Annotated in this window: 18 protein-coding genes; 7 read left to right on the forward strand and 11 right to left on the reverse strand. The window is 71.3% G+C overall.

The window, feature by feature from the left end; genetic code table 11:
- Window positions 1-439 precede the first annotated feature (439 nt).
- The 3 genes from ACFC02_RS34965 (at window position 440) to ACFC02_RS34975 (ending at window position 3,588) form a co-directional block, all read left to right on the forward strand.
- Window positions 440-2,008 (forward strand): GNAT family N-acetyltransferase, encoded by a 1,569-nt coding sequence (locus ACFC02_RS34965; protein ID WP_376365992.1) that lies wholly within the window; start codon window positions 440-442, stop codon window positions 2,006-2,008.
- A 129-nt stretch (window positions 2,009-2,137) separates the two neighbouring features.
- A complete protein-coding gene (locus ACFC02_RS34970) occupies window positions 2,138-2,500 on the forward strand; it encodes a MazG-like family protein (protein ID WP_376365994.1) in 363 nt (120 codons plus the stop codon).
- 305 nt (window positions 2,501-2,805) lie between these two features.
- Window positions 2,806-3,588 (forward strand): PIG-L deacetylase family protein, encoded by a 783-nt coding sequence (locus ACFC02_RS34975; RefSeq protein WP_376365996.1) that lies wholly within the window; start codon window positions 2,806-2,808, stop codon window positions 3,586-3,588.
- A gap of 156 nt (window positions 3,589-3,744) precedes the next feature.
- On the opposite strand, the gene ACFC02_RS34980 is transcribed toward ACFC02_RS34975, so the two are convergent.
- Window positions 3,745-4,233 (reverse strand): GFA family protein, encoded by a 489-nt coding sequence (locus ACFC02_RS34980; protein ID WP_376365998.1) that lies wholly within the window; start codon window positions 4,231-4,233, stop codon window positions 3,745-3,747.
- 826 nt (window positions 4,234-5,059) lie between these two features.
- Here ACFC02_RS34980 and ACFC02_RS34985 point away from each other — a divergent pair.
- Together ACFC02_RS34985 and ACFC02_RS34990 are read left to right on the forward strand one after the other, a co-directional pair.
- The gene (locus tag ACFC02_RS34985; protein WP_376366000.1) at window positions 5,060-5,950 is read left to right on the forward strand and encodes a phosphotransferase enzyme family protein; all 891 of its coding nucleotides are present in this window, start codon (window positions 5,060-5,062) and stop codon (window positions 5,948-5,950) included.
- On the forward strand, window positions 5,947-7,896 hold the full coding sequence (locus tag ACFC02_RS34990) for an ATP-binding cassette domain-containing protein (protein ID WP_376366002.1): 1,950 nt from the start codon (window positions 5,947-5,949) through the stop codon (window positions 7,894-7,896). Before ACFC02_RS34985 ends, ACFC02_RS34990 begins: the two co-directional genes overlap by 4 nt.
- A gap of 126 nt (window positions 7,897-8,022) precedes the next feature.
- On the opposite strand, the gene ACFC02_RS34995 is transcribed toward ACFC02_RS34990, so the two are convergent.
- The 7 genes from ACFC02_RS34995 to ACFC02_RS35025 all read right to left on the reverse strand — a co-directional run bounded on the left by ACFC02_RS34995 (window position 8,023) and on the right by ACFC02_RS35025 (window position 13,718).
- On the reverse strand, window positions 8,023-8,328 hold the full coding sequence (locus tag ACFC02_RS34995; RefSeq protein ID WP_376366004.1) for a MazG nucleotide pyrophosphohydrolase domain-containing protein: 306 nt from the start codon (window positions 8,326-8,328) through the stop codon (window positions 8,023-8,025).
- Between the two features lie 85 nt (window positions 8,329-8,413).
- A complete protein-coding gene (locus ACFC02_RS35000; protein ID WP_376366006.1) occupies window positions 8,414-8,923 on the reverse strand; it encodes a hypothetical protein in 510 nt (169 codons plus the stop codon).
- Window positions 8,908-9,849, reverse strand: a complete 942-nt coding sequence (locus ACFC02_RS35005) for a nucleoside 2-deoxyribosyltransferase (RefSeq protein WP_376366008.1) — start codon at window positions 9,847-9,849, stop codon at window positions 8,908-8,910. The genes ACFC02_RS35000 and ACFC02_RS35005 overlap by 16 nt, the downstream gene beginning before the upstream one ends.
- Window positions 9,850-9,870: 21 nt before the next feature.
- Entirely contained in the window at window positions 9,871-10,701 is an 831-nt protein-coding gene (locus ACFC02_RS35010) for a carbohydrate kinase family protein (RefSeq protein ID WP_376366010.1), read from the reverse strand.
- A gap of 17 nt (window positions 10,702-10,718) precedes the next feature.
- Window positions 10,719-11,519 (reverse strand): hypothetical protein, encoded by an 801-nt coding sequence (locus ACFC02_RS35015; RefSeq protein WP_376366012.1) that lies wholly within the window; start codon window positions 11,517-11,519, stop codon window positions 10,719-10,721.
- Entirely contained in the window at window positions 11,516-12,208 is a 693-nt protein-coding gene (locus ACFC02_RS35020) for a hypothetical protein (protein WP_376366014.1), read from the reverse strand. The genes ACFC02_RS35015 and ACFC02_RS35020 overlap by 4 nt, the downstream gene beginning before the upstream one ends.
- Window positions 12,198-13,718 carry a radical SAM protein gene (locus ACFC02_RS35025; RefSeq protein WP_376366016.1) on the reverse strand — a complete coding sequence of 507 codons (1,521 nt, stop codon included), beginning with the start codon at window positions 13,716-13,718 and terminating at the stop codon, window positions 12,198-12,200. Before ACFC02_RS35025 ends, ACFC02_RS35020 begins: the two co-directional genes overlap by 11 nt.
- A gap of 243 nt (window positions 13,719-13,961) precedes the next feature.
- Here ACFC02_RS35025 and ACFC02_RS35030 point away from each other — a divergent pair, with 243 nt between their 5' ends.
- A complete protein-coding gene (locus ACFC02_RS35030; RefSeq protein WP_376366018.1) occupies window positions 13,962-15,293 on the forward strand; it encodes a tetratricopeptide repeat protein in 1,332 nt (443 codons plus the stop codon).
- 347 nt (window positions 15,294-15,640) lie between these two features.
- Here ACFC02_RS35030 and ACFC02_RS35035 read toward each other — a convergent pair whose 3' ends face one another.
- The 3 genes from ACFC02_RS35035 to ACFC02_RS35045 form a co-directional block, all read right to left on the reverse strand.
- Complete coding sequence (locus tag ACFC02_RS35035; RefSeq protein ID WP_376366020.1) at window positions 15,641-16,195, reverse strand: hypothetical protein; 555 nt, start codon at window positions 16,193-16,195, stop codon at window positions 15,641-15,643.
- Between the two features lie 245 nt (window positions 16,196-16,440).
- The gene (locus tag ACFC02_RS35040; protein ID WP_376366022.1) at window positions 16,441-17,664 is read right to left on the reverse strand and encodes a hypothetical protein; all 1,224 of its coding nucleotides are present in this window, start codon (window positions 17,662-17,664) and stop codon (window positions 16,441-16,443) included.
- Complete coding sequence (locus ACFC02_RS35045) at window positions 17,661-21,962, reverse strand: SNF2-related protein (RefSeq protein WP_376366024.1); 4,302 nt, start codon at window positions 21,960-21,962, stop codon at window positions 17,661-17,663. The genes ACFC02_RS35040 and ACFC02_RS35045 overlap by 4 nt, the downstream gene beginning before the upstream one ends.
- 238 nt (window positions 21,963-22,200) lie before the next feature.
- Between ACFC02_RS35045 and ACFC02_RS35050 the strand changes: the two genes are divergently transcribed.
- Entirely contained in the window at window positions 22,201-22,590 is a 390-nt protein-coding gene (locus ACFC02_RS35050; RefSeq protein WP_376366026.1) for a hypothetical protein, read from the forward strand.
- The last annotated feature ends 84 nt before the right edge of the window (window positions 22,591-22,674 follow it).

Raw genomic sequence — 22,674 nt, forward strand, 5'->3', positions numbered from 1 at the left:
CGCACGACGGCGCAGCTCAAACGGGTAAGGGGAAGGACGTGCCATAACTCGATCCTCTCAAATGATCGAGTCCCTACCGAACTCGGAACGGTTCACCCTGCGGAGTACGGGTCGTTGCATCCCCCCGCCCTGCGTCCCCCGTCGTCAGGCGGATCTCAGCACGTCTGAAAAACGTGCGTTCGAAGAGCCTTCAGCATCGTTGAGCCAGACACCCTCGAACTCTCGCGCGACCGGAAAGGGAGACCCGTTTGCACTCAGCCCCTGGCACCGACCCAGTCGATCCCTCCTCGCCCCAGCCCGCGACGGCCTCCGTCGTCCGTGGCTCGGTCGCGGCCCGGGAGGCCATGGTCTCCCGGCTGGAGGCCGAGAGGTCCCGGCCGCCGCCTCGCACGCCGAAAGCTCCCCGCTCCTTGTTCACCGATTTCCGAGAGGTGCTGACATGCCGCCCGCTCTGTCCGACATCCGCGCTCTCGTCCAGGCGTATCTGCTGCGCCATCCCGCCGAGCACGCCGTCGTGGACGCCCTGCTGGCGGTTCTTGACGCAGCGGGCGATCCAACATGCCGTACGACCATGCCCGCGCACATCACGTGCAGCGCCGTCGTGGTCAACCGCGACCGGCGGGTGCTGCACATCCTCCATAGGGCGAGCGGTCTGGTCCTCGTCCCCGGTGGCCATGTGGAGCCGACGGATCGCACCCTGCTCGCGGCCGCCGTGCGCGAGGTCGGCGAGGAGACCGGGATCAAGGCCGGTGACCTGTGCCTGACGCCGCTCCTCGGCATCCCGGTCGATATCGACTATCACGACATCGACGCCCGCCCGGAAGAAGGGGAGCCGGCGCACCGGCACTACGACCTCAGGTTCGCGTTCTATCTGGCCGAGGAGGAGCCCGATCTCGTACTGCAGGACGAGGAGATCGCGGGTGCCCAGTGGCGTCCCTTCACCGAGGTCAGCTCGCCGACGCTGCGCACCAAGCTGCTGGCGTCGGGGCTCGAGGGCCAGCCGCAGCCGGTGAACGCCTCGGCGCTGCTCTTCGACGACGCGGGCCGGTACCTGCTTCACCTGCGCGACAACCTCCCAGATATCTGGGAGCCAGGGTCATTTGCCTTGCCGGGCGGCGGCAGCGAGCCGGCCGACGTGACGCTCAAGGACACGGTCCGGCGCGAACTCGGCGAGGAGTTCCCCAATCTTGTGATTCCGGTCCTTGAGCCGTTCGCCGTGGAGAGGGCCACCGGCACCGACGGCCTGTGCGTACTGATCCAGGTGTTCGCCGGCCGATGGAACGGCGACCCCGACCGCCTGCACGTCACCGAGGGCGTCCTGTTGCACTGGTTCGCGCCCGAGATGCTGCACCGGCTGCGGCTGAGCCCGGCAACACGCGACCTGGTGCTCCGGCACGCGGCACAGCGCACCGCCCTCCTCGGCCGCGACCACCGCCCTGAGAGGAGGGATGACCCAGGGCAGGTTCTCCTCGTCGCCGATGGTCACGCGACCGGACAGGCCACGGTGCCGGGCCCCCGCAAGGGAGGAGCGCCGCGCCTCGCCGTCCCGGCCGATGCGGGCGAGATCGCCCGTCTGAGATCCGAGCTCATCCTCTCCGATCCGCTGGACGGGGACTGGCTGGCCATCTGCCGCGACCACCTCGCCGCGCGCCTGGTCCCGGGCGGGGACGCCCGGGCCTACGTCATCGACGCTCCGGAGGGCGGGCTCGCGTCCTGTGCTCTCGCCCTGATCGATTTCGTGCTCCCCGCTCCCCGGTACCCCAAGGGGCTGGCCGCGCGGATCCAGGCGGTCGCCACCGTTCCCGGCTACCGCCGCCGCGGCTATGCCAAGGCCGCGTTGACCGCGCTGCTCGCGCACCTGGAAGGGGACGGCGTGACGCTGTACGAGCTGCATGCGTCCAACGACTCCGCCCCGCTGTACGCCGCGCTCGGTTTCACAAGCGACCCCGCACTGATGCGGATGACCCGATTACCGTCCTCAGCGCACGCGACCACGCACGGGACCTGACCGGCACCAACCCCGAGCACCACAGCAAAAGCGAATCACCACACCAGCCGGTGAGGAGAACGGACCCTCACCGCCGCACTCGACCACCTCGGCGCCCCGACCCGCACCCCTTGAAGGAGACACCACACCGTGAACGGCAACGCCTGGACTACCATCGATCAACTCGCCCGCCGCTTCAACGAACACGATACGGCGCTCGGCCTGGGTCAAGAGGAGCAGTGGAGCCTGCAAGTCCTCAAGATTGCCGAGGAGACCGGGGAAGCATCCCAAGCGGTGATCGGAGCCCGCGGCACCAACCCCCGCAAAGAGTCAGCATCCTGGGACGAAGCTCATGCGGAAGTCGCGGATGTAGCCATCACCGCCCTGGTCGCCCTGGCCCGTATGCGCCCGGACGACGCGCCGCAGTACCTCGACCGGCAGCTGGCCGCCAAGTCGGCGAAGTTCCTTTCCCGCGGTCCCGCAGCGGTCCCGGCTCCGACGGAGCCAGCATGAGCAATGGCCGGTCGACGCCGCGTCGAGCATCGCACCTCGGACGAGTACGGAACCACCTGGACGAGGCCGAAGGAGGCCGATCGTGACGGCTTCCAATGAGCTACTCCCCCGTACGTCCGCATCCTCGACACCGGTGGTGGCGGGCGAGGACACGGTCAACCGCGACCTCACGCTGTACAACCACGGGCTGGAGGTCGGCTCGTGCTGGGCGGCGCGTCTCTCAATGCTCCAGCGGATCACCGACTCCCACCCAGGGCGCCTCGGCGACCCTGTCCACCAATCCACCGTGACAAGGTGCACCATCCGTGATCACATCCGCTTCGCCGTCCGTACCGTCACTGCTCGGCGTCTTCGCTCACCCGGACGACGAAAGCCTCCTCGCAGGAGGGGTCCTCGCCCAACGTGCCGTCGCAGGCGCACGCACGGGGGTCGTCACCACCACGTGGGCGCCGGACAGTATCCGGGCGGACGATCTCGCTGAGGCACTGGCCGTCCTGGGTGCCGGCCGAGCGCGGATGCTCGGGTACGGCGATGCCCGCAACGACTCGTCGGCGCCTGGGCACGCTCGGCTCTGCGACGCGCCGCTGGACGAGGTCATCGGCCAACTGGTTGTGCAGCTGCGGGAGCTCCGTCCCGACATCGTGGTCACCCATCACGCCATCGGCCAGCTGACCGGCCACCCGGACCACCGCCCCACACACCGGGTGACGCTGCTCGCGGTGGAGGCCGCCAGGCTCGCGCACCTCTACCCGGAGGCCGGCGCGCCCTGGCAGATCCGCGCCTTCTACGCGGCCACCCACCCGCACTCCGGGATCGGCGAGCTGGGACCACTCCTGACCGGCGTCGGCAAGACCGTGCTCTCCCTCCCGGACGAGTACGTGACCACGACCGTCGACGTGACGCCGTGGGCGGAACAGAAGTGGCGCGCGATCACCGCGCACCGCGGAGAAGTCGCACGCGAGCGCTCCCTGCCCGGCCTGCTCGCACGCCTGCCCGAAGACATCCGCCGCACGATCATCTCCACCGAGCACTTCACTCGCCTCTCGCCCGCCCCTGTCCCAAGCGATCCCCATCAGCTGACGACCTGACCTTCAGGGCCACTCCTCGGCGACATGGCCGTCAGCCATGTCGCCGACACGTGTCTCCACGTGCCGGTCGCCGCGGTGGAGTTCCTCCAGCATCGCGGGGGGATGTCGAGGCCGACGACCTTGACACCTCGGTCCGCCACGGCAAGCGCGTCTCCCTCAGGCGACGGGGCTGCGTTGGGCGTCCGGGATCGGGGGCAGCCAGTGCACCGCGTTGTCGCGGAAACTCTGGTTCACCGGTACGAGGTCGGTACCGCTGGTGTCGTCCAGGGCCGTGACGTTGATGCCGAGTTCTGGGATGTCACTGTCGATCGCCGCGAGGCGGCTTCCGCAGTCGGGGCAGAAGCCGCGCTTCGACTCACCCTCGAACGTCTCGAACCACGTCGGCTCGCCACCCGCGCCGGTCCAGGTGACGCCGTCCATCGGAAAGCCGGCCCACCACATCAGGGGCGCACCGCCGAGTTTTTGGCAGTGCGTGCAGGCACAGGTGTGGGGGAAGACGGCCTTGCCCTTGACGGTGAAGCGGATCCGGCCGCAGAGGCATCCGCCAGTGCGTTCTTCGGATTCCTCAGCGGGGGTTGCGATCGCTGATACATCTCCCAGGCGGGTCGTCACGACGTCTTGAACGTGCGGAGCGGGCATGGTCATGTCTCTCCTCGTCACCGCACCGCGAGCCGCTGAGTGCGGGTGCGCGGCGCCACGGGGTTGCCGCAAGCCGAAGCGTCGAACGGGCCGATGTATCTCCTGGGTGCGGCACGCAGTGCGCGAACGCCAGCGGCGCGGAATCCGGCCTCGAAGGTGCTGATGGTAGCCGCAGGCGGGCCCATTCACCGGTGTGCCGCTCCGGTCGGCTCCCCGGTCAGACGGCACTTCAAGCCACATTGGCGGGCGCCCAATTCCGGGCCGTGCCTGGATAGTTCGAGAATCCTTTCTTCCGGCTTCCCCCCAGGTCACCGGCCCGCACCCGCGCGGTCGGCCCGGGCCGCACCGCCGGCTCGGATTGTCCGGATCACTGCGTAGGCCGCCGCTGATTGTCAGTGGTGTGGGCGAAGGTGCCTTCCGCAGAGCACATCCACGCCCCGCCGAAGGAGACCAGTGCCGTCGACGCCGTCGTGCAATCCCCCGATCGGGCTCCAGACGTGCCGCTGTCGCCCTGAGGGGTGAATCGAACGGGCAGGCGCCAGCGCTCAGACCGGCAGCTCTTGCCCACTGCACCCGGCATCGAACTTGCACTCGACCAGTCGCCCGAGGCTGCCCGCATCGCGCCCGTGATCAGGGGCGTTGTCCGGGTGCTCTGCCTGATCCCCCGCTACCGAGGAGATTCCGTGAATCCCGTCCGCGTGCTTACCGTCCTTCACCCCGTGTTCGAGAATCCCCCCGCTCAGGCCGTTGAGGCCACCGCGTTTCGGCGTCCGGTCGACGTGCGTCGCGCCCTGTTCGCTTCCGCATCACGACCGTCATCGGGGTGGGGGGCATGACCGACCCGAAAACCCCCTCCCCCGCTCTGCTCGCGTGGGCCGGCAGGGCAATCGGCGCCCGGCCGTCCGTACAGGACGCCTCACACCCGCGTGAGAACTCCCGTGTCTGGCGGCTCTCCCTGCCCGGCGACGTCCGCTTCTACCTGAAGGTGTCACCGCGCCCGTTGATGTACGAGCGCGAGACCCTCGCCCTGCGCCATGCGGTCCCGGCACTCGGCGCCGGCCGCGCGCCGCAACTGCGCGCCTCAAGCGCGGAACACCTGGCCCTGCTCCTGACCGCGGTCCCGGGACGGCCGCTCAAGCAGCTCACGCTGACGCCCGCCGAACAAGCTCGAGCCCACCGGCAAGGCGGCGCTCTGCTGGCCCGCCTCCACGCGGCCGGTGACCTGTCCGGCCCCCGGCGTGCCGAGGCCGAACAGGCGCTGCGCTCCGCAGCGGACGGCGCCGAAAAGCACCTGCGGGAGGCAGGGGACCGGGTGACTCCGGTGGAGCAGAAGCTGGTGCGCGACCTGGCCGAGCAGCTTCGCGGCCTTCCGCCGCTGCCGCTCGCCTTCATCCACGGAGACGCCTGGGACCGCAACCTTTTGTGGTCGAAGGACCTGGGACAGGCCGGGTGGGTCGACTTCGAGAGAGCCCGGTTCGCGGCCGTGGTGCAGGACTTTGTCCTGATGGCCTGCACCACCTGGGCGGATCGGCCCGACCTGCGGGCCGCGTGCCTCCAGGGTTACGGACGCGACCTCACGCCCGAAGAGCAGCACGCGCTGAAGTGCCTGGCGGCACTGGACTCGGTGAGCTGCCTGGTCTGGGGTCCGAAGCTCAACGACCCCCATGTCACTGCGCGCGGCCAGCGCACCCTGGACCGGCTCGCCGAGGGGGTCTTCGCATGACGGCACCACACGAGCAGGCGGCCACCACGGAAACAGGCGAGGCGGATACGTCCGACGCGTCAGCGTCCGTTCCCGCAGCCCGGACGGGGGTTCCGCAACCGTCCGCGCCGCCGGAGCTCGACTTCAAGGGCCGCCCCCACCGGCTGGCGATGGAGGACGCCACGCTGTGGGAGATGGCCCGCCGCATCCCGCAGGCCCTGGCACAGACCGCCCAGCTGGCCTGGTCGGTGGACCGGCGCATGGTCATCACCATCATGGTGTGCCAACTGCTCTCCGGCGTCGGCACGTTCGTCATGCTGACGTCCGTCTCCCACGCCCTGGGCCCGCTGCTCGGCGCCGGCGACCCGCGCGCCGGGCTGAACGCGGCGTGGCCGGCGCTGTCGACCGCGGTGGTGGCGATGGCCGGCGGTGCCGCGGCGTGGATCCTGGCGGACTGGGCCACCCGTCGGCTCAATCCGCAGATCGCCGCCGCAGCGGACCTGACCATGATCGACCTGCACATGCGGGTCGAGCTGTCCGCCTACGACCAGGCAGGATTCAAGGAAGCGAGCCAGGCCGCCGAGATCGGGTCCATGCGCGCCGTCGACCTCGCCGACGACGCCAAGACCCTCACCCAGGGGCTCGTCCAGCTCGTCTCCGCCGCGAGCGTCCTCACCAGCCTCCATCCGCTGCTACTCGTCGTCCTGGTGTTGTCTGTCGTCCCCCGCGGTCTCGGTGGCGTGATCGCCGCCCGGATCGACTACCGGGTCCACGACCGCACCCTGTCGGCCAGAAATGTCCGGTCGATGATGCGGTGGTGGCTGACGACCAGCGAACTCGCCGACGAGCTGCGCGCCAACACGATGCGTCCGTACCTGTATTACTGGTACCGCACGATGTGTGACCGGGTCGTCCAGCGTGAACTCGATGGCTCCCGGCCGTACTTGCTGGTGACCCTGCTCGCCGCCTCTCTCTCCGGACTGTTCACGGTGGGCATGTGGGTCTCGCTCGCGGGACTGGTCCTGGCCGGCGCGATGAGCACGGCGGCCGCCGGGACGGCGATCGTCGCCTCCCAGACCTCCGGACGCGCCCTGAACAGTCTGGTCAGGTACTCCGCGGTCATGTTCCACCACGGCCTCTATCTGCACGACTACTACGCGTTCATCGCCGCCTACCAGTCCATGACGGCCAAACGCGGCGACACCCAGGCCGACGCCCCGCAGGAAGTGACCCTGGAGGACGCCTCGTACACCTACCCCGGCGAGGACAAGCCGGCACTGCACTCCGTCTCCCTCACCCTGCGCCGGGGAATGGTGATCGCGCTCGTGGGCGAGAACGGCGCCGGCAAGTCCACGCTCGTACGGCTGCTGGCCGGCCTGACCGTGGCGGACCACGGCGGCAGGGTTCTGTGGGACGACACCGACCTGGCCACCGCCGACGCCGAATCGGTCTGGCGGCACGTCGGCCTCGTCCCGCAACGGTACGGCCGCTGGCCCCTGGCCGCCCGCGAGAACATCACCCTGGGCCAGCCCCGCGAGCACGGCGACGAACAGGTCTGGGAAGCCGCCGACCGCGTCGGCATGGGCGACGTGCTGCGCGCTCTCCCCGACCGGCTCGACACCCTGCTGGCACGATCGGTGTGGGGCGGACATGAACTGTCCGGCGGGCAGTGGCAGCGCATCGCCTGCGCCAGAGCCCTGCACCGGCAACCCGTCGTCCTCATCCTCGACGAGCCGACCAGCGAAATGGACCCACGCGGTGAACATGCCGTCTTCCACCAGCTCCGGAAGAGCAAGGAAGATCGGATCACCTTGGTTGTCACGCACCGGCTCGACAACGTGCGCCTCGCCGACTGGGTCATCGCGCTGGAGGGCGGCCGGATCCGGGAGCAGGGCACCTTCGACCAGCTGATCGCGACGGAAGGCAGCCTCGTAGGCGAGTTGTACGCACTCGCTCAAGATCGCTGACCTTCACCTCCTGACCGCGGGTGTGCCCGGGCCGGTTCCGGCCCGGGCACACCTCTCGCTGGGCTGCCGCTGCTGGATTCACCACACGAGGCCGGCTATGAGGGCTGAGCCAACGGTTTGGGTTCGTTAGTCCTGACTGGTCCGTACCAGGGTTCCGTTGGTGCCTGGGGTGTATTCACGACGTGCGTTCTTCTCGATCTTCCGCCTGACGGCGGCGTCGAGATCGAGCCCCTGCATCTCCGCGATCGCCGTCAAGTAGAGGAAGACGTCGGCGAGTTCTTCGTCCTGGTCGGGCAGGCCCTTGCGCCATGCCGTGAATGCCTCGCCGACTTCGGCTGCGGCCAGTCCGTACTCCAGTGCGATATCGGTGATGTTGAACCCTTTGTCGAGCTTGTTTTTCCAGGCGAGCTTCTGGGCTTCGGCGATGTCCACGGCGGTTCCCCTTGACGGTGTGGTGCAGTTTCCCGGGGAACAGTAACGAGGCGCGGGCGCCGGAGAGGCCCGAACGGGGCAGGTGTCAGCTGGTGGGGTGGCCGGCTTGTGGTGCGGTGTCGTAGGTGAGAACCGGCGCGTGGCGGGCCAGGATCCGGAAGACGTGCTCGTAGGCGCGCGCGAGTTCGGCGATGGCGTCCAGGTCGGGGGCTTGGCCGTCGCGGGCCGCGAGGCGGCTTTGCACGGTGCGGGCGGGGGCGGTGAGGTGCAGGAAGACGCCGTCGCGGGTGGTGACGAGGCCGGCCAGTTCCAGTGCCTGGTCCCAGGTGAGGCGGGAGCGGTCGCGGTAGAGGGGGCCGTAGACGAGTTCGCTGACGAAGCTGCGGTCCAGGACGAGTCGGCCGGGCCGGGCGAGGAGTCCGCGGTAGCGGCTGGTCAGGTCCTGGTGGTCGGGCGTGCGGGGTGAGTGGACGGTGGTGAAGGCGTGCTGGGTGACGAGGAGTTCGGCCAGTGTGCTCTTGCCGACGCCGTCGCCGCCTTCGAGGACGACCGTGCGGTGTCGGGTGATCTCCTGAAGGGTTACCCGCCGATCCACGCGGTCACCTCACCCGGGGTGTGGAGGGCGGCGTTGACGCTGTACTGGATCATGAGGTTGCGGTGGTTGGGCTCGCGGCCTGCTGCGTGGGTGTAGGCGGCGTGTGGCAGATACATGGCGACCGGCTGGCCTGTGGCGCAGGCCGCCCCGATGAGGAGGGCGGCTCCGGGCGGGGTTTCGGGGCCGGAGGCGTCGACAACGATGCGGGTGGAGCGGAGAGCAGAGGTCCAGTCGTGGCGTGCGGCCGTGATGGGGTCGGCGGCCGCGAAGCGGGCCGGGACGCGGACTGCGTGGCCTGTGGCGGCAGTCAGTCCGGGAAACGGGGCGTGCGGCGAGGCGTAGGGGCTGGGTTCGGCGAACACGGTGCGGGCGTCGTCCCGCGATGAGCGGGGCGGTGCGTCAGGCCGGGCGGGGAGTCGCAGGACGGCGTCGACGCAGGCCTGGACCGCGTGCTCGGTCTGGGCGTGGTTGCGGGCGGCGAAGTCGGCGAAGCGGGTGGCGGCCGGTTGCTTCGTGGGGGTGCCGAGCCGGGGGACGCGGACGATGTGGGTGGCGAGGGCGTCCAGAAGGGGGTCGGGGAACACGGTGTGGGGGCTGTGGAGGGTGGTGGAGTAGTCCTGGAAGTCGGTGGTCAGGAGGATCACGGGGGCGCCGAGGGCGGCGGCGTAGCCGACCTCCATGCACACACCGTCGTCCGGGCTGGGTCCGTGGACGATGGCGACGAGGGCGCGGATGCGGCGCAGGCGGTCGCGGTCCAGTTCGAAGAGCCGTCGGCCCTTGGTGTCGGCGACGAGGTCTTCCTCGTCGGTGTCGCAGAAGGGGAGAAAGACCTGGTCTTCGCCGAGCTTGAGGGCAAGTTGGTGGGCCAGGGTGGCAGCGAGGGCGCGGTCGTGTGCGGCGAAGAGTCGGTGGGCGACGTAGTGCATCGGGCGGCCTCCTGCTGCGGGTCAGGACGGTGCGCGGCGTGGTGCGGGGATGATCAGGGGGAGGCGGGTCGTGTGGCGGGTGGCGGCGTGGACGGCGCGGTCGAGGGCAGCGGCCGGTGGGAGATGTCGGGCCCGGTGGGCGAGGTAGGTGCCGGCGAGGGTGTCGCCGGCGCCGGTGATCTGCCGGACGGTCGGCACGGCGGCCGGAGCGGCGGATCGTGGGAGGTGGCCGTGCAGGAGAACACGGGCGGGACGGGGGCCGTCGGTGATGACGGTCTCCGGGCAGGGGCTCGGGCTGCCGGTGTGGCGGGTCAGGAGTGCGTGTTCCTGGGCGTTGACGAAGATCGTTGTCGCGTGATGGAGCCAGGGGGCGGCCGCGGGGATGAGCTGGGGGGCGCTGGGGAGGTGGAAGTCCAGGCTGAAGACGCGGCCGTGTTCGGTCAGCGCGTGGAGTACGGCGGGAACGTCCAGGGGGTGGCGGCAGCTGACGTGGAAGACGGCCTGGGGGTGGCGGTCGATCAGGTGGAGGGTGTGGCTGGTCAGGTGTCTGGCGGCGCCGTAGTCGGTGGTGACGGCCGTGACGGTTTCGGCTTCGTCGTAGTGGATGGTGAAGGTGGCCGACGGCTCGGGGGCGTGGTGGAGGAGACTCCAGTCCAGGGCGGGAAGGCGCGGGTCGCCGGCCAGGCCGGCAAGGTCGTCTCCGACGGCGGCGGCGGGCGCGGCCGGCAGGCCGGCGCGGGCCGCCGCGGCGGCCAGGTGGAGGGCGGCGCCGCCGAGTTGACGGACCGGCGGGTGGTGGGGGCGGTGGATGTGGTCGAGGGAGATGTTGCCGATCACGATGGTGCGCGGCATCGCGGCTCTCCCCAAGGTCAGGTCCGGGTGTGTGCGCAGTCGGTCAGGGCGGGGCAGGTGGGGCGGCGCGGGCACAGGCGGGCGGGTGGCCGGTTGAGGTAGAGGCGTTTGAAGTAGATCAGCACCAGGTGGGTCCACCAGGTCGGTGCCGTCTCGGCCGGAGCAGTGATCTTCTGGGTGGTGGCGAGGGTGCGCAGGGCGTCGGTGTGGCGGGCGACCGCGTGTTCCAGCAGGGCGCGCAGGTGTTCGTGGGCGGCGGGCCCGGAGGGGAGGGTGAAGCCGAGTGCGGGGGCGAGCTTGGTGACCATGCCGGAGTCGACGGGGATGATGCCGCAGTGGTAGCCGCGGGCGTACAGGGCGGCGCACTGGGCGACTTTGTAGGAGGCCCCGCGCACCTCGCGGGCGAAGGCGGCGATGAACGTCCCCGCGTCCCAGGCGGCCGGGTCGGTGCCGTCCTTGTCCCAGCGGGCGAGGGTGTCGGCCAGGGAGTAGAGGTAGGTCAGGCGCGCTTCGGTCAGGCCGAGCGGGGCGACCAGGTCGCGGGCCTGGTCGTCGTCGAGATCGGTGAGAGCGTCGAAACCGATCGCGTCGGCGCGGGCGAGGACGGCCGCGTAGGTGTCGACCATGCGGTAGTTGATCCGGGTGGACCAGCCGGCCGCGAGCATCCGCATGCGCGGGTCGGTGAGGGTGGGCGGCCACCAGCGGTTGTGGTCATGGTTGGCCTCCACCTCGGCGCGGACGTCGTCGAGAGCGGCGGCGCGGGTGACGAACGCGAGGACGCGGTCGTCGCTGCGCTTGCTGGGTCGGGTGACGGTCACGGCGCTGCTCCTGGAGCCGGCGGAGGAGTGTAGGTGGCGAGGGCGGAGTTCGAGGAGATCACCGGGATGCCCAGCCGCTCCTGGAGGGCGGCCGCGGCGCCCAGGGTGCGCCAGCCGGTGCACGACAGGACGAGGGCGTCGGCCTCGGCCATCGCGGCCGGCAGCAGGCTGGTGCACAGGGTGAAGATCTGCTCGGTGGTGATGCCGGGGTAGCCGTCGTCCAGGCCGAGGCTGGCGTGGGCGGTGACGTCGATGCCGTGCGCTGCAAGGGCTTCGGCTTCGGCGCGGGTGACCGGCTCCGGGTAGGGGGTGGCGAGCACAATCCGGGTCAGGCGGCGCTCGTGCAGGGCGGTGGTGAGGGCGTCGAAGGCGGTGATCACGCCCAGCGGCAGTGCGGGCCCGCCGGTGAACCCGGCGGAGGTGCACGCCAGCACGGTGGCCTGCAGCGGCAGATGGCGCAGGGAGTCAACGGCGCCGGTGGCGGCGGCCCGCAGCCCGTGCCAGAAGGAGTCGTCGACGGCGGTCGTGCGGGAGGCCGGCACGAGCCGAGCGTAGTGGAAGACCACGCCCGGCTCGCCGAGTTGCGGGAGTTCCTCCTCCACCGCCACGTTGGCCCACGGCAGCAGCACCCCCACATGCTGTCCCTGCCGTCCCGCCGCCGTACCGGTGGCCGCGGGGTCAGCGGGCACGATGGGTGCCATAGAGGACGCGCGGGGCGTGCCCGGTGACGGTGATGTCGGCCGGGGTTCCCACCGGGACGGCGGCGCCGGGCTCGATGATCTGGATCGCGTAGGAGCCCAGGCGGCGGAACCAGGTGCCGTGCTCGTCGACGAAGTAGGCGTGCACGCCGGGAATCTCCAGACCTGCCGGGTAGACGCGTTCCTTCATCGGCCGGTCCCACAGCTGCTCGATGTCGGCCTTCCAGCTCGCGAAGTGCTCTGCAGACGGCAGGCCCTGAAGGCTCGTTTCTTCCTCCGCGAGCGGGGTTCCCGGGAACGCGCGGGCCAGGCGGACGTTGGTGCGGTGGCACATCAGTCCCGTGTCGTAGATCCGCCGCAGGGCTGTGAGGTTGGCCAGGTGCGTGGCGTGGGTCTCGCCCGGCAGACCGTAGATGAGGTTGAGGCCGGGCAGCAGTTTGGGCAGCCCGCCCGGGCCACGTTCGGCGCCGGCCTCGTTCACGTGCTCAACGGCGCGCAGCAGGATGTCCTCGTTGCAGGTCAGGGTGTTGCGTTCGATCACGGCAGGGTCGAACGACTCGATCCCCATCGGGGCGCAGTTGCCTTCGGTGCAGAATTCGGCGACCGCTGCCGCGATCCGCTTGCCGACCGGCGCGGCGACGGCGAGCGGGTCGGCGTTGTCGATGTGCAGCATCTGAAGGTCCGGGCAGCGCTCACGCATGCCGCCCAGCAGGGCCCTGATCGCGTCCTCGCTGCGTCCTTGGTAGGAGAAGAAGCAGGTCTGCTGGCCGAGCCGGAAGTGCCGTACGCCCGCGTCGTACAGCTGTCCGGCCTCGGCCAGGACGTCCTCGACCGTCCGGTGCGCGACCGCCGGCGCCTTGGCCGGCTCGTTGCAGAACCGGCAGAACGCCTTGCGGGTGCAGCCGCGGTACAGCTCCAGCTCGGCGACGGGTGCCCATGGCATCTGGCTGATCAGGTCGGCGAACGAGTCGCGGTCCGTCTCCAGCTGCTGGTAGGGGGCGGGGGTGCGGCTGCCCAGGGCCAGGGTGGAGGAGGTGACGGTGTGGGTGTGGACGGCGTCGAACAGCCCGGCCCAGGAGGCTGGTTCCGTAAGCGTCCAGGTGGCCATCGGGCCGAGCAGGAAGCGGCGGCCCCTGACGCAGGCTATTGCGCGGGCGATGTCGTCCTGCCCGCCGTTGACGGCGTGCAGGTGCACCGAGGGGACCTTGTCGCCTGCCACTACGACGACCATGTCGGCGTCTCGCAGCAGCTCCACTGCCTTGTCGCGGTTGGCGGTCGCCGAGTACGTCAGCCGGTCGCTCAGCGGCGGCTCCACCGCGGGGCGGCCGCCGGCCAGGCACCAGCGGACGTCGTCGATCGTCACGTACTTCACCTCGGCGTCGGGCCGGGCCCGGCGCAGGGCCGCGTACGCCTGCCGCACGTATGCGGACAGGTACGGCGGGACGCCCAGGCCGCTGGGCTCGACGGTGTAGCAGTCCAAGATCACCATAGGGGCGGTCACCGTGACTCCTCTCCAGTACCAGCTGATCGGGCTAGGCCGCCCGCACTGAAGCGGGCGGCCCGCTCCGCCTGGCTCACGCGAGCACCCGCGCCGGACGCCGGGTCATGAGCGTGTCAACATCCTTGTGTAGTACCGCTGTTCGGGCGGAGGGGAGAGTTCAGTCAAGCTCTGCGTGCGCGCCCTCGGAAGAGGGGAAGATGTAGTCCTCCGTAGTCCCGCGTAGTCCAGGGACGGGGTGACGGGATGACGCCTGCATCGCACGCTCAGCACCTCGCGCATCTGATCAGTTCAGCCTGCCGCGAGCGCGGCTGGGGGCCGAGCCAGCTGGCGCGTGCTGTGGGTCAGGCCGAGGGCAGCGGCCCGGACCGATTACAACGTCAGTACGCCCGTAAGTGGATGACCGGCGAGCGCACGCCCGCCTACTGGTGGCCCTACGTCGCTCGCGTCCTCGCACTCGACCCCGACGCCAGGCGCGTCCCGGAACCGCTCGTCACACCGGCCCCCGCCGATACGGTGGCCTCACTCGTCCAGCTGGGAAGGAGCGATCTCGAGGTGGACCGCCGGAAGTTCCTCACCGCGTCCAGCGGCTACGCGCTCGCCGCCCTCGGCCTGCCCGACCCCGACAGCATCACCCGCCGTGTCCACAGCGCACCCGCCGGCGCCGTCCGCGTCGGCCGCGGCGAAGTCGCCGCCATCAAGACCATGGTGAGGAGCCTCGGTGACTCCGCCGCCGAGCTCGGCGGCGGCCACGCCCGCCACCTCGCCGTGCGCTACCTCACCGAAGACGTCGCCCCCTGGCTGAACGGCACCTACACAGCGACAACCCGCGGGGACCTGTTCGCCGCCGCCTCCCAGCTCGCCCACCTCGCCGGCTGGATGGCGCAGGACGAAGGCGACTCCCCCGAACTCCAGGGCCTTGCCCAGCACTACTACGCCCACGCCTACCGGCTTGCCGCCGAAGCCGGCGACCGGGAACTCGCAGCCACCGCCCTTCGCGGCCTGGCGGTCCAGTGCATCGACCTCGGCTACCGTGCCGAAGCCGTCCAGCTCAGCGAGGCCTGCGTCACCTACGGCCGCGACCTCGACAACCCGCGCGCCGTGGCCTACTACAACGCCACGCTGGCCAATGCGGCCGCCCAGGACGACGACCGCCGCCTCGCCTCACAGCACCTCGCCCTCGCCGAATCCGCCATCGGCCGCCCCCAGCCCGGCCCCACCGACTCCTGGGCCGCCCACTACTCCCCCGGCCGCTGGGCCCACGAAACCGGCATGATCCTCAACCGCCTCGGCGACCTCACCGCGGCCGAGGAACACCTTCTCCTCGCCCTCGACATCCACGGCCTCGACCGCCGCCGCACCCGCGCCATCGTCACAGCCGACCTCGCGGGAGTCCGCCTACGCCAAGGAGACACAGACAGCGCCCTCACCACCTGGGCCGGCTTCCTCGACTGCGCGGAGGGCGTCCGCTCGATCAGGATCCGCTCGGCCCTCCAGGACATGTCCGTTCGCCTGCTCCGACTCCCCAACAACCCCGCAGCGCAGGAACTCAGAAACCGCGCCGCCGCCTTCGCATGAGGCCCGCTTCCGTGGCCGGGTACCTTGCAGGGGCGCCAGCAGGTCTCTGCGCTGTCTCGGCATCCACCAGCACGGCCTTCACCGAGACGTTCCGGACGTTTGCCCTGACGCAGATTCCGCCTGACACGGCGGAAATGGCTCAGAAGGCTCGGCAGTTCACGGCCAGTGCTCTCGCGGCCGACGGTTGGCACTGCGCCGTGGAGGTCTTGGCCCGCGTCGCGCCGACGGCTATCGAACGCGTGCGGGACATCGTCTTCACTCACCGCCATCTTCCGGTACAGAACGGCTGAATTGTGCAACATGGACGCACTACGGCGTCTCCGCCGTCAGCGGCGACAGTGAGTTTCTCAGCCCGGAGCGTCCTGCACGCCCCACTCCGCCTTGGCGGCATCCGACCGCACATCGGTCAGGGAGGCGTCGATGGCCAGGCGGAAGCGCCAGCCCTCGAACGAGGCCAATGTTTCGCCCAGCTCGTCCCATGACAGCGTCCGGCCGTCGATGACGACACTGACCGGGCCGCCCTCAGGATCCGCGATCAGCCGGCCCGCGACGTCCTCTCCGGTCAGCCGCCACCCCGCGCCCGGCGGGGCCGGTTCCAGGAAGCAGCGGGCGATCTCCGCTTCGGCCTCGGCCCGCACCCGCGCCGCCAGCTCGCCCACGTCTGCGTCATGATCACCGAGCACCTCGAACACGAACCCGTCGTCCGCGTCCCCGCGTTCTTCGACCAGCCGCACCGAGATCCCGGTGGGCGCGCGCCACAGCCGGTAGCGCAGCACATGCCGACGGCCGTCCCCTCCGACTACTTCCACCGGGGCCGGGGCGGCAGGAAGCCGTGGCATGCCCGTCGCCGCTGCGATCCGCTCGTCCAGGCACGGGTCGCACAGCGGACCCTCGTCGTTCAACCACTGATCTGCCGGACCCCGGCCGCACGTCCGGCACCGCGTGCCTGCCTGCTGTTCGTCCACAAATACGGCACTCTATGCCCGTTCCATGTCCGACCGCTCCCGTTGCCGACGGGCGAGCTCTGCCGGGGAGGCCGGTTGACGGATCGCCCGGTTCCCCCAGTGACTACGAGCATGCTGCAGCCGTGAAGAGCGCTCTGTTCCGGTGGAGTTGGCGAGCCGCGCACGTGGCCGCCGACATCCGGCTACCGGTCCCGCAGGGCGCGGCGTGCTGCCTTGTAGGCGGTGGCGGGGTTGCGCGAGGGGCCGGGGGCGGGCCGCCAGGTGCCGTGCCAGTCGGTGAAGGGATACCACAGGCCGTCGGAGCCGAGGCGGAGTTGGATACGGGCGGCCGCGTCGGTGAGCTGGTTGTCCTGGCTGACGAGAGAGGCCAGCGGTGCCGGCCGGTGAGGCTGGATCGCGGCCTCGGCGTGCGCGAGTACCTCCGCGTCCGCGGTCAGGGGCCACAGTGCGGCTTCGACGCCTGCCCCACCGCCGTACTCGTGGGCGAGGGCGAGGTCGCGCATCTGGAGGGTGGACAGGCCCAGCTGCTCGGCGGCGTGTTCGAGGTGGGCCCGGTGGGCGGGGTCGGCCAGCAGCCGGGCGGCGTCCTGGACGGGGTCGTCGCCGACCGGAACGGGACGGCCGGCCAGGATGTCGCGGGCCCGTGCGGCGGCGTTCCGGGCCAGCAGGCGCAGGGCCTGGGCGGTGGGTGCCGGGGCCGGCGGGTCGGACCGCAGACCGTCCAGCGGTGGAGCCGGGACCGTCCGGGTGGTACGGGCGCGGGCCGGCTGCGGGTGGGTGGGGCGGGCCGTGAACCGGCCGAAGGCATTGTGCGCGTCGATCCCGGTCCGCGCCGGTTCCGCTCCGGGAGCCGGCGCGGGATCGGTGGGCTTGGGGGCCCGGAGCAGGGTGCGCAGCTCCTTCATGGAGCCGCCGCGCAGGGTGAGGAGGACTCCGGGGTTGGCGCGTACGTGCTGGGCGACGCGGTAGCCGACGGCGGCGCTGTGCGGGCAGATGCCGGGGTCGGGGCGGCAGCTGCAGGTGAAGGTGATGTCGCCGGGCGCGGGCGCGATGCGGAGGATGTCGGCGCCGGCGAAGGTGGTGAGGATGTCGGGCAGGCGGCCGGCGGCGATGGTGTCGGCGTGTTCGCCGGTGGCGGCGATCGCCCGGTAGATGCGCTCCCACTCGGGGCCGGGGAGCAGGCTGACGCTCACGCAGGGCTGGTGGGGGCGGGAGGCGTTCGGCATGGTCAGGGTTGTTTTGGCGGTGCCGGGGTTGATGTGGACCTGGCCGATGTCCGCTCTGTCCAGCAGGCGTTCGCCGGTGAGGAGCATGACCGGGTCGGCGGCCGCGGCCTCGAAGGCGGTGAGCCAGGCGTCCGTCCAGCCGTGGGTGGCGGAGGCCGGGGCCTGGTCGGCGGTGGTCACGGGTGGCTCCCAAGGGAAACGAGCTGGGCAAGTTCCTGGTCGTCGAGGTCGGCGAGCGCCTTCTCGCCGCCGTCAAGGACGGCGTCGCTCAGAGCACGCTTGTGGACGAGCAGGGCGGCGATGCGGTCCTCGAGCGTGGCGTCGTTGAGGAGCTGGTGTACGTAGACCTGCCGGTGTTGCCCGATCCGGTGCGCGCGGTCGGTGGCCTGGTCCTCGATCGCGGGGTTCCACTGCTGGTCGAAGTGGATCACGTGGGTGGCGCGGGTGAGGTTGAGCCCGACGCCGGCGGCCTTGATGGACAGGATCAGCACGGGGGTGTCGCCGGCCTGGAAGGCGTCGACGAGGCGCTGGCGGGTACGGACGGGCGTACCGCCGTGCAGAAACTCCGCTCGCCGCCCGCGCGCGGACAGGTGCGCCTTAAGGAGCCGGCCCATCTCCACGTAGCTGCTGAAGATCAGCGCGGATTCGCCCAGGGCACTGATCTGGTCGAGGAGTTCGTCCAGGGCGGCGAGCTTCGCCGAGCGGGCCGCGAACGCGCCCGGGCCCGCATCCGGGTCGAAGGACTCCTTCAGATAGTGGGCCGGGTGGTTGCAGACCTGCCGCAATGCGGTGATCAGCTTCACCACCAGGCCGTGGCGGGCGATTCCCGTGGAGGCGCGGACCGCGTCGAGGCTCTCGCGGACCGCCGCCTCGTACAGGGCGGCCTGTTCGGGGGTGAGCTGGACGATCCGCTGGGCGTGGATCTTGTCGGGGAGTTCGGGTGCGATGCCGGGATCGCTTTTGCGGCGGCGTAGCAGGAAGGGGCTGATGAGGCGGCCGAGCGCACGGGCGCTCTCGCCGGTCGTATCCCGTTCGGCGTCGCGGCCGTGGCGGGTGCGGAAGGTGGTGCGGGTGCCGAGCAGGCCGGGGTTGGCCCAGTCCATGATCGCCCAGAGTTCCTCGAGCCGGTTCTCGACCGGGGTGCCGGTCATGGCCAGCGGCACGGCGCAGGTCAGGGTGCGCAGCGCCTGGGCGGCGAGGCTGTCGGGGTTCTTCACGCTCTGCGCCTCGTCGGCGACGACCATGTCCCACTGCGTGGCGGCGAGGAGTTCGGCGTCGCGTTGCAGGACGCCGTAGGTGGTCACCACCACGGTGGTGCCGGTGATCTCGGCGAGCGTGCGGTTCGGGCCGTGGTAGGCGATCGCCTGCACCTCGGGGGCGAACTTGGCCAGTTCGCGGATCCAGTTGGTGACCAGGCTCGCGCGGGCAAGGACAAGGGTGGGCTTGCGCGCCCCGATCCGCTGGCGGTGGAGGATGAGGGCGATCGCGGTGAGGGTCTTGCCCAGGCCCATGTCGTCGGCGAGGACCGCTCCGAAGCCGAGTTCGGTGAGGCGGGCCAGCCAGGTCAGGCCGCGGTGCTGGTAGCCGCGCAGCTCGGCGCGCAGTCCGTCCGGGACGGGGACGAGGCCGGTGTCGGAGGTGTTGGTGCGCAGGGCGGTGATGAGGTCGGCGAGGCCGCCGGCCGGCTCACACGGGTAGGCCTGGCCGTCGACGGTGATCGTGCCGGACAGCGCGGCGCCGAGGGCGTCGATCCCGGTGAGGGAGTCGAGGTGGCGGTGGGCGGCGCGGCGGGCGGTGGCCGGGTCGAGCAGCACCCAGGTGTCGCGCAGCCGCAGCAGGGGGCGGGCGGCCTCGGCCAGGGCGTCCATCTCGTCTTCGGTCAGCGGCTGCCCGTTCAGGGCGATCTGCCAGGAGAAGTCGAGGAGTTGGGCCAGGCCGAGGCGCATGTCGCCGGCCGGTGCGCGGGCGCCGACCACGGTGCGGGTAGTGAGGGCGTCGACCAGGCCGGCCGGCCAGCGCACGTCGAGTCCGGGCACGCCGTCGGCGCCGAGCTCGGCGAGCTGGGCTGCCTCAGGCAGACGCAGCGGCATCCCGGCGGGTTCCGGCTGCGCGGCGAGGCGCTCGGCGGCCGGCCACACGGTGGCGCTCCGGCGCAGGGCGCGCTGGATGCGGCGGCGCAGTACGACGGTGCCGGGGGCCTGCTCCGTCCAGAGCGTCCTGGCCGGCACTGGCGAGTCGGTGTCGTCGGCGAGGTGCACGAAGAGGGTGGCGCGCAGCAGCTGGGCGTCGGCATCGGCCTCGGTGGGCGGCTCGAGGGCGAGGAGCAGCCGCGGCGCCGGCCCGGGGTCGGCGGCTTCTTCGAGATCGTCCGCCCACTGGCGCAGGTCGGGGTGGAGTGGCTGGGCGGGCGTGGTGAAGGGGTGCGTGCCGAAGAGCGCACTCGCGCCCGGTGTGGCGACGAAGGTGTCGGCCAGGGTGGTCAGGACGGTGTCCACGGCGTCGGCGGCGTGCGGGATGAGGAGCGTCGTCGGGTCGTCGGCGGGCAGGACCTCGCAGTGCGCGTGGGCCGGGAGATCTGCGACGAGGCCCTCCAGCGTCCTACGGTCCGCGCCGGTGACCGGCCCCAGGCGCCACAAAGCGGAGCCGTCGTTGCCGACGGCCGGGTGGGCCAGGCCGTCGGCGAGGAGCTGAAGTCCGAAGCGGAGCACTCCCGCCCACGCGGTGGCCGACGCGTGCACACCGGCCAAGGGACGCTCGGCAGCGACCAGGGCGTCGACGGCGAGCGGGAGCGGCAGAGCCCAGCCGGCCACCTGGGCGCGCCGGGCTGCGGTGCCACTGGCGAGCGCCAGTTCGTGCTCGGATTGCGCGAGCGGCGCCGGCAGGAGCGCGGGAGGCATCGCCGTACCGTCGTCCCGGTAGAGCAGGAAACAGGTGGCGCGGCCGGGGACGGGCCGGATCAGAGTCAGGGCGCAGCCGGCCGCCAAGGCCTCGGCCACCCCCGAGGCCGCATCGAGGTACGGACGCTCTCCGGTGCGCTGGACGGGCACCACCGGCATCGCCGGCGGGGCAGGCACCTGCGCCTCCTCCCCCACCGCCTCCGGGCCGCTCGCGGTTTCCACCTCGGTGAGGGACGGCGCCGGGGCCTCGTCGGGAGCTTCGTCGGGCGTCGCGTGGTTCTGGCGGATCAGCTGGAGCAGGGCGTCGGCCGCGTCCAGCCGGGCGATGGCCTTGCTCCCGCCCCGTCCATCGGCCTGGACAGGAGTGCCGCGGACCTCGCACGTTCCCGTGCAGCGGAAGCGGGGCTTGTGCGGGGTGCCGATGGACTCGTACGTCCACTCGGGCTTGGTGATCACGTCGTCGAGCTTCAGCTGGTTGAGGTCCATCAGCGCGTTCGTGCGCCGCTTGTCGGCCGCTCCCCTACCGTCGGCGGGCTGCGCGGGCGGCTTGTCCGGCTCGGGCTCGTCAGGCAGGCGGACCTCCGGCTCGGGCAGTCCGGTTAGCGCCGCCAGCAGGCTGACCGCCGCGCAGTGGCGGCCGGCTTTTCGGCTCCGGGCCCGCTGTACTGCGCCGCGGACCTCGCCGTCGCCGCCTTCGCACCGTGCAGCGATCACGTGCCGGTGCTCGGCGTCCTCGTCGAGGGTCTCGTCGTAGGAGAACTGCTCGAGCTGAAGATTCCTGGCGTGCATGGCCAGGAGCGCGGCCGCGTATCCGGAGCGCTGGGCAACGACGTCGAGCATCGCGCTGCGGGCCTGCTGCCAGCCCGGGCCGGCCGCGGTGAAGAGCAGGGCGTACATGTGGCGGTGCTGGTACTGCCCGTGCTCGGCGCGCCCGAGGAGGTCGTCCAGGAGGAGGGGACGGGGCGCGGGCGCGGTGATGTCCTCGGCGAGCAGGACCTCGAAGGTGTCCACGCCCAGTCCGCCGCAGCCCAGCCGCTTCGTGCGCGGCGCCGGCGCCGAGGAGGCGTCGAGCGGGTCGGGGGCGCCGGCCAGGTGGGCCAGCAGGCTGGTCATGGCCGCGTCGCGGGCCTGCTGCTTGGTCTTGCCCCGGCGTTCGGGGCCGGTGACCTCGTGGCCGGGCAGGCCGACCCGGGCCTGCGCGGCGCCGGGGGTGTCGGTGAAGACGAGCGGCGGCCACATCTCGAGCTGGACGTGCAGCTGCAGGAGTTGGCGGACCGTCTCCGGGTTCGCCGCCACCGCCCTCATCACCGTCTCCCGCACCGGCACGAAGGACTCGTGGTCACCGGCAACGAGCAGGACCATCCGCAGATCACGCAGCGACATCAGTCCCGCCGCCGTACGACGGAGCACCTCTTCCCGCACGGATCGTGACAACCGGTCGTGCACGCACGCGGACTTGAGGCGCTCGGACCAGGCGTTGGCGTCGAGCGCGCTGAGCGGCGACGGTGGGACGGCTGCCACGCTCGTGCCGGTGCGGCCGGTGCGTTCATCGGTGGGCCAGCCGTGACGCGCAGTCGTCAACATCTCTCCCTGCTTCAGGTCCGTGTCCAGGCATTCTGTCGCGTTCGGCCACGTGCGCGGGCAGGGACACGATTCCCCGCCACCCCGCGGTAGCGCGTATGCGAAGGTTCTCAACGCCACGGATGCGCCCAGCGAGGCCGGACCCCGAGGTGCAGGAGCGGGCCCCTCTGACAGCCTCGGCTGAGACACCCGGTTTATCGGGTTAGTCTGGATGGGCGAGACAGGAGATCCCTTCAGCATGGCCAGCACCACCCCGATACCCGCCGGTGACGATCCGGCGCCGAAGCCGAAGCGGCGGACGTTTTCCGCGGAGTACAAGCTGCGGATCGTTGCCGAGTACGACGCCGCCCCGGCCGGGGAGAAGGGTGCGATCCTGCGGCGTGAGCGGCTGTACCACTCGCACGTCATCGAGTGGCGCCAGGCACGCGAGGCCGGCGCGCTGGATGCCCTGGCCGACCGGCGGACATCGGCGGTGCGGCCGAAGAAGGCGGCCGAGCAGGCCGAGCTGGAGCGGTTGCGCAAGAAGGTCGCACGGCTGGAGAAGGACCTGGCCCGCCGGGACGCGGCCCTGGAAGTCATGGGAAAAGCCAACGCGCTCTTGGAACTGCTCTCCGAGAGCGCGGCCTGAAGCACGCCGCCGCACCCCTGGTCGACGAAGCGTTCGCGGGTGTCCAGGGCCAGCTGGGGACCACAGCGGCCTGCCGGCTGACCG

Origin of the sequence: Streptomyces sp. NPDC056160 (assembly GCF_042268205.1) — a bacterium.
In the GTDB taxonomy this organism is placed as follows: domain Bacteria; phylum Actinomycetota; class Actinomycetes; order Streptomycetales; family Streptomycetaceae; genus Streptomyces.

Bases quoted from the DNA above. Each gene is read 5' to 3' on its own strand.
- ACFC02_RS34965 (WP_376365992.1), top strand. From the start codon at position 440: ATGCCGCCCGCTCTGTCCGACATCCGCGCTCTCGTCCAGGCGTATCTG.
- ACFC02_RS34980 (WP_376365998.1), bottom strand. From the start codon at position 4,233: ATGACCATGCCCGCTCCGCACGTTCAAGACGTCGTGACGACCCGCCTG.
- ACFC02_RS34985 (WP_376366000.1), top strand. From the start codon at position 5,060: ATGACCGACCCGAAAACCCCCTCCCCCGCTCTGCTCGCGTGGGCCGGC.
- ACFC02_RS34990 (WP_376366002.1), top strand. From the start codon at position 5,947: ATGACGGCACCACACGAGCAGGCGGCCACCACGGAAACAGGCGAGGCG.
- ACFC02_RS35005 (WP_376366008.1), bottom strand. From the start codon at position 9,849: ATGCACTACGTCGCCCACCGACTCTTCGCCGCACACGACCGCGCCCTC.
- ACFC02_RS35010 (WP_376366010.1), bottom strand. From the start codon at position 10,701: ATGCCGCGCACCATCGTGATCGGCAACATCTCCCTCGACCACATCCAC.
- ACFC02_RS35030 (WP_376366018.1), top strand. From the start codon at position 13,962: ATGACGCCTGCATCGCACGCTCAGCACCTCGCGCATCTGATCAGTTCA.
- ACFC02_RS35050 (WP_376366026.1), top strand. From the start codon at position 22,201: ATGGCCAGCACCACCCCGATACCCGCCGGTGACGATCCGGCGCCGAAG.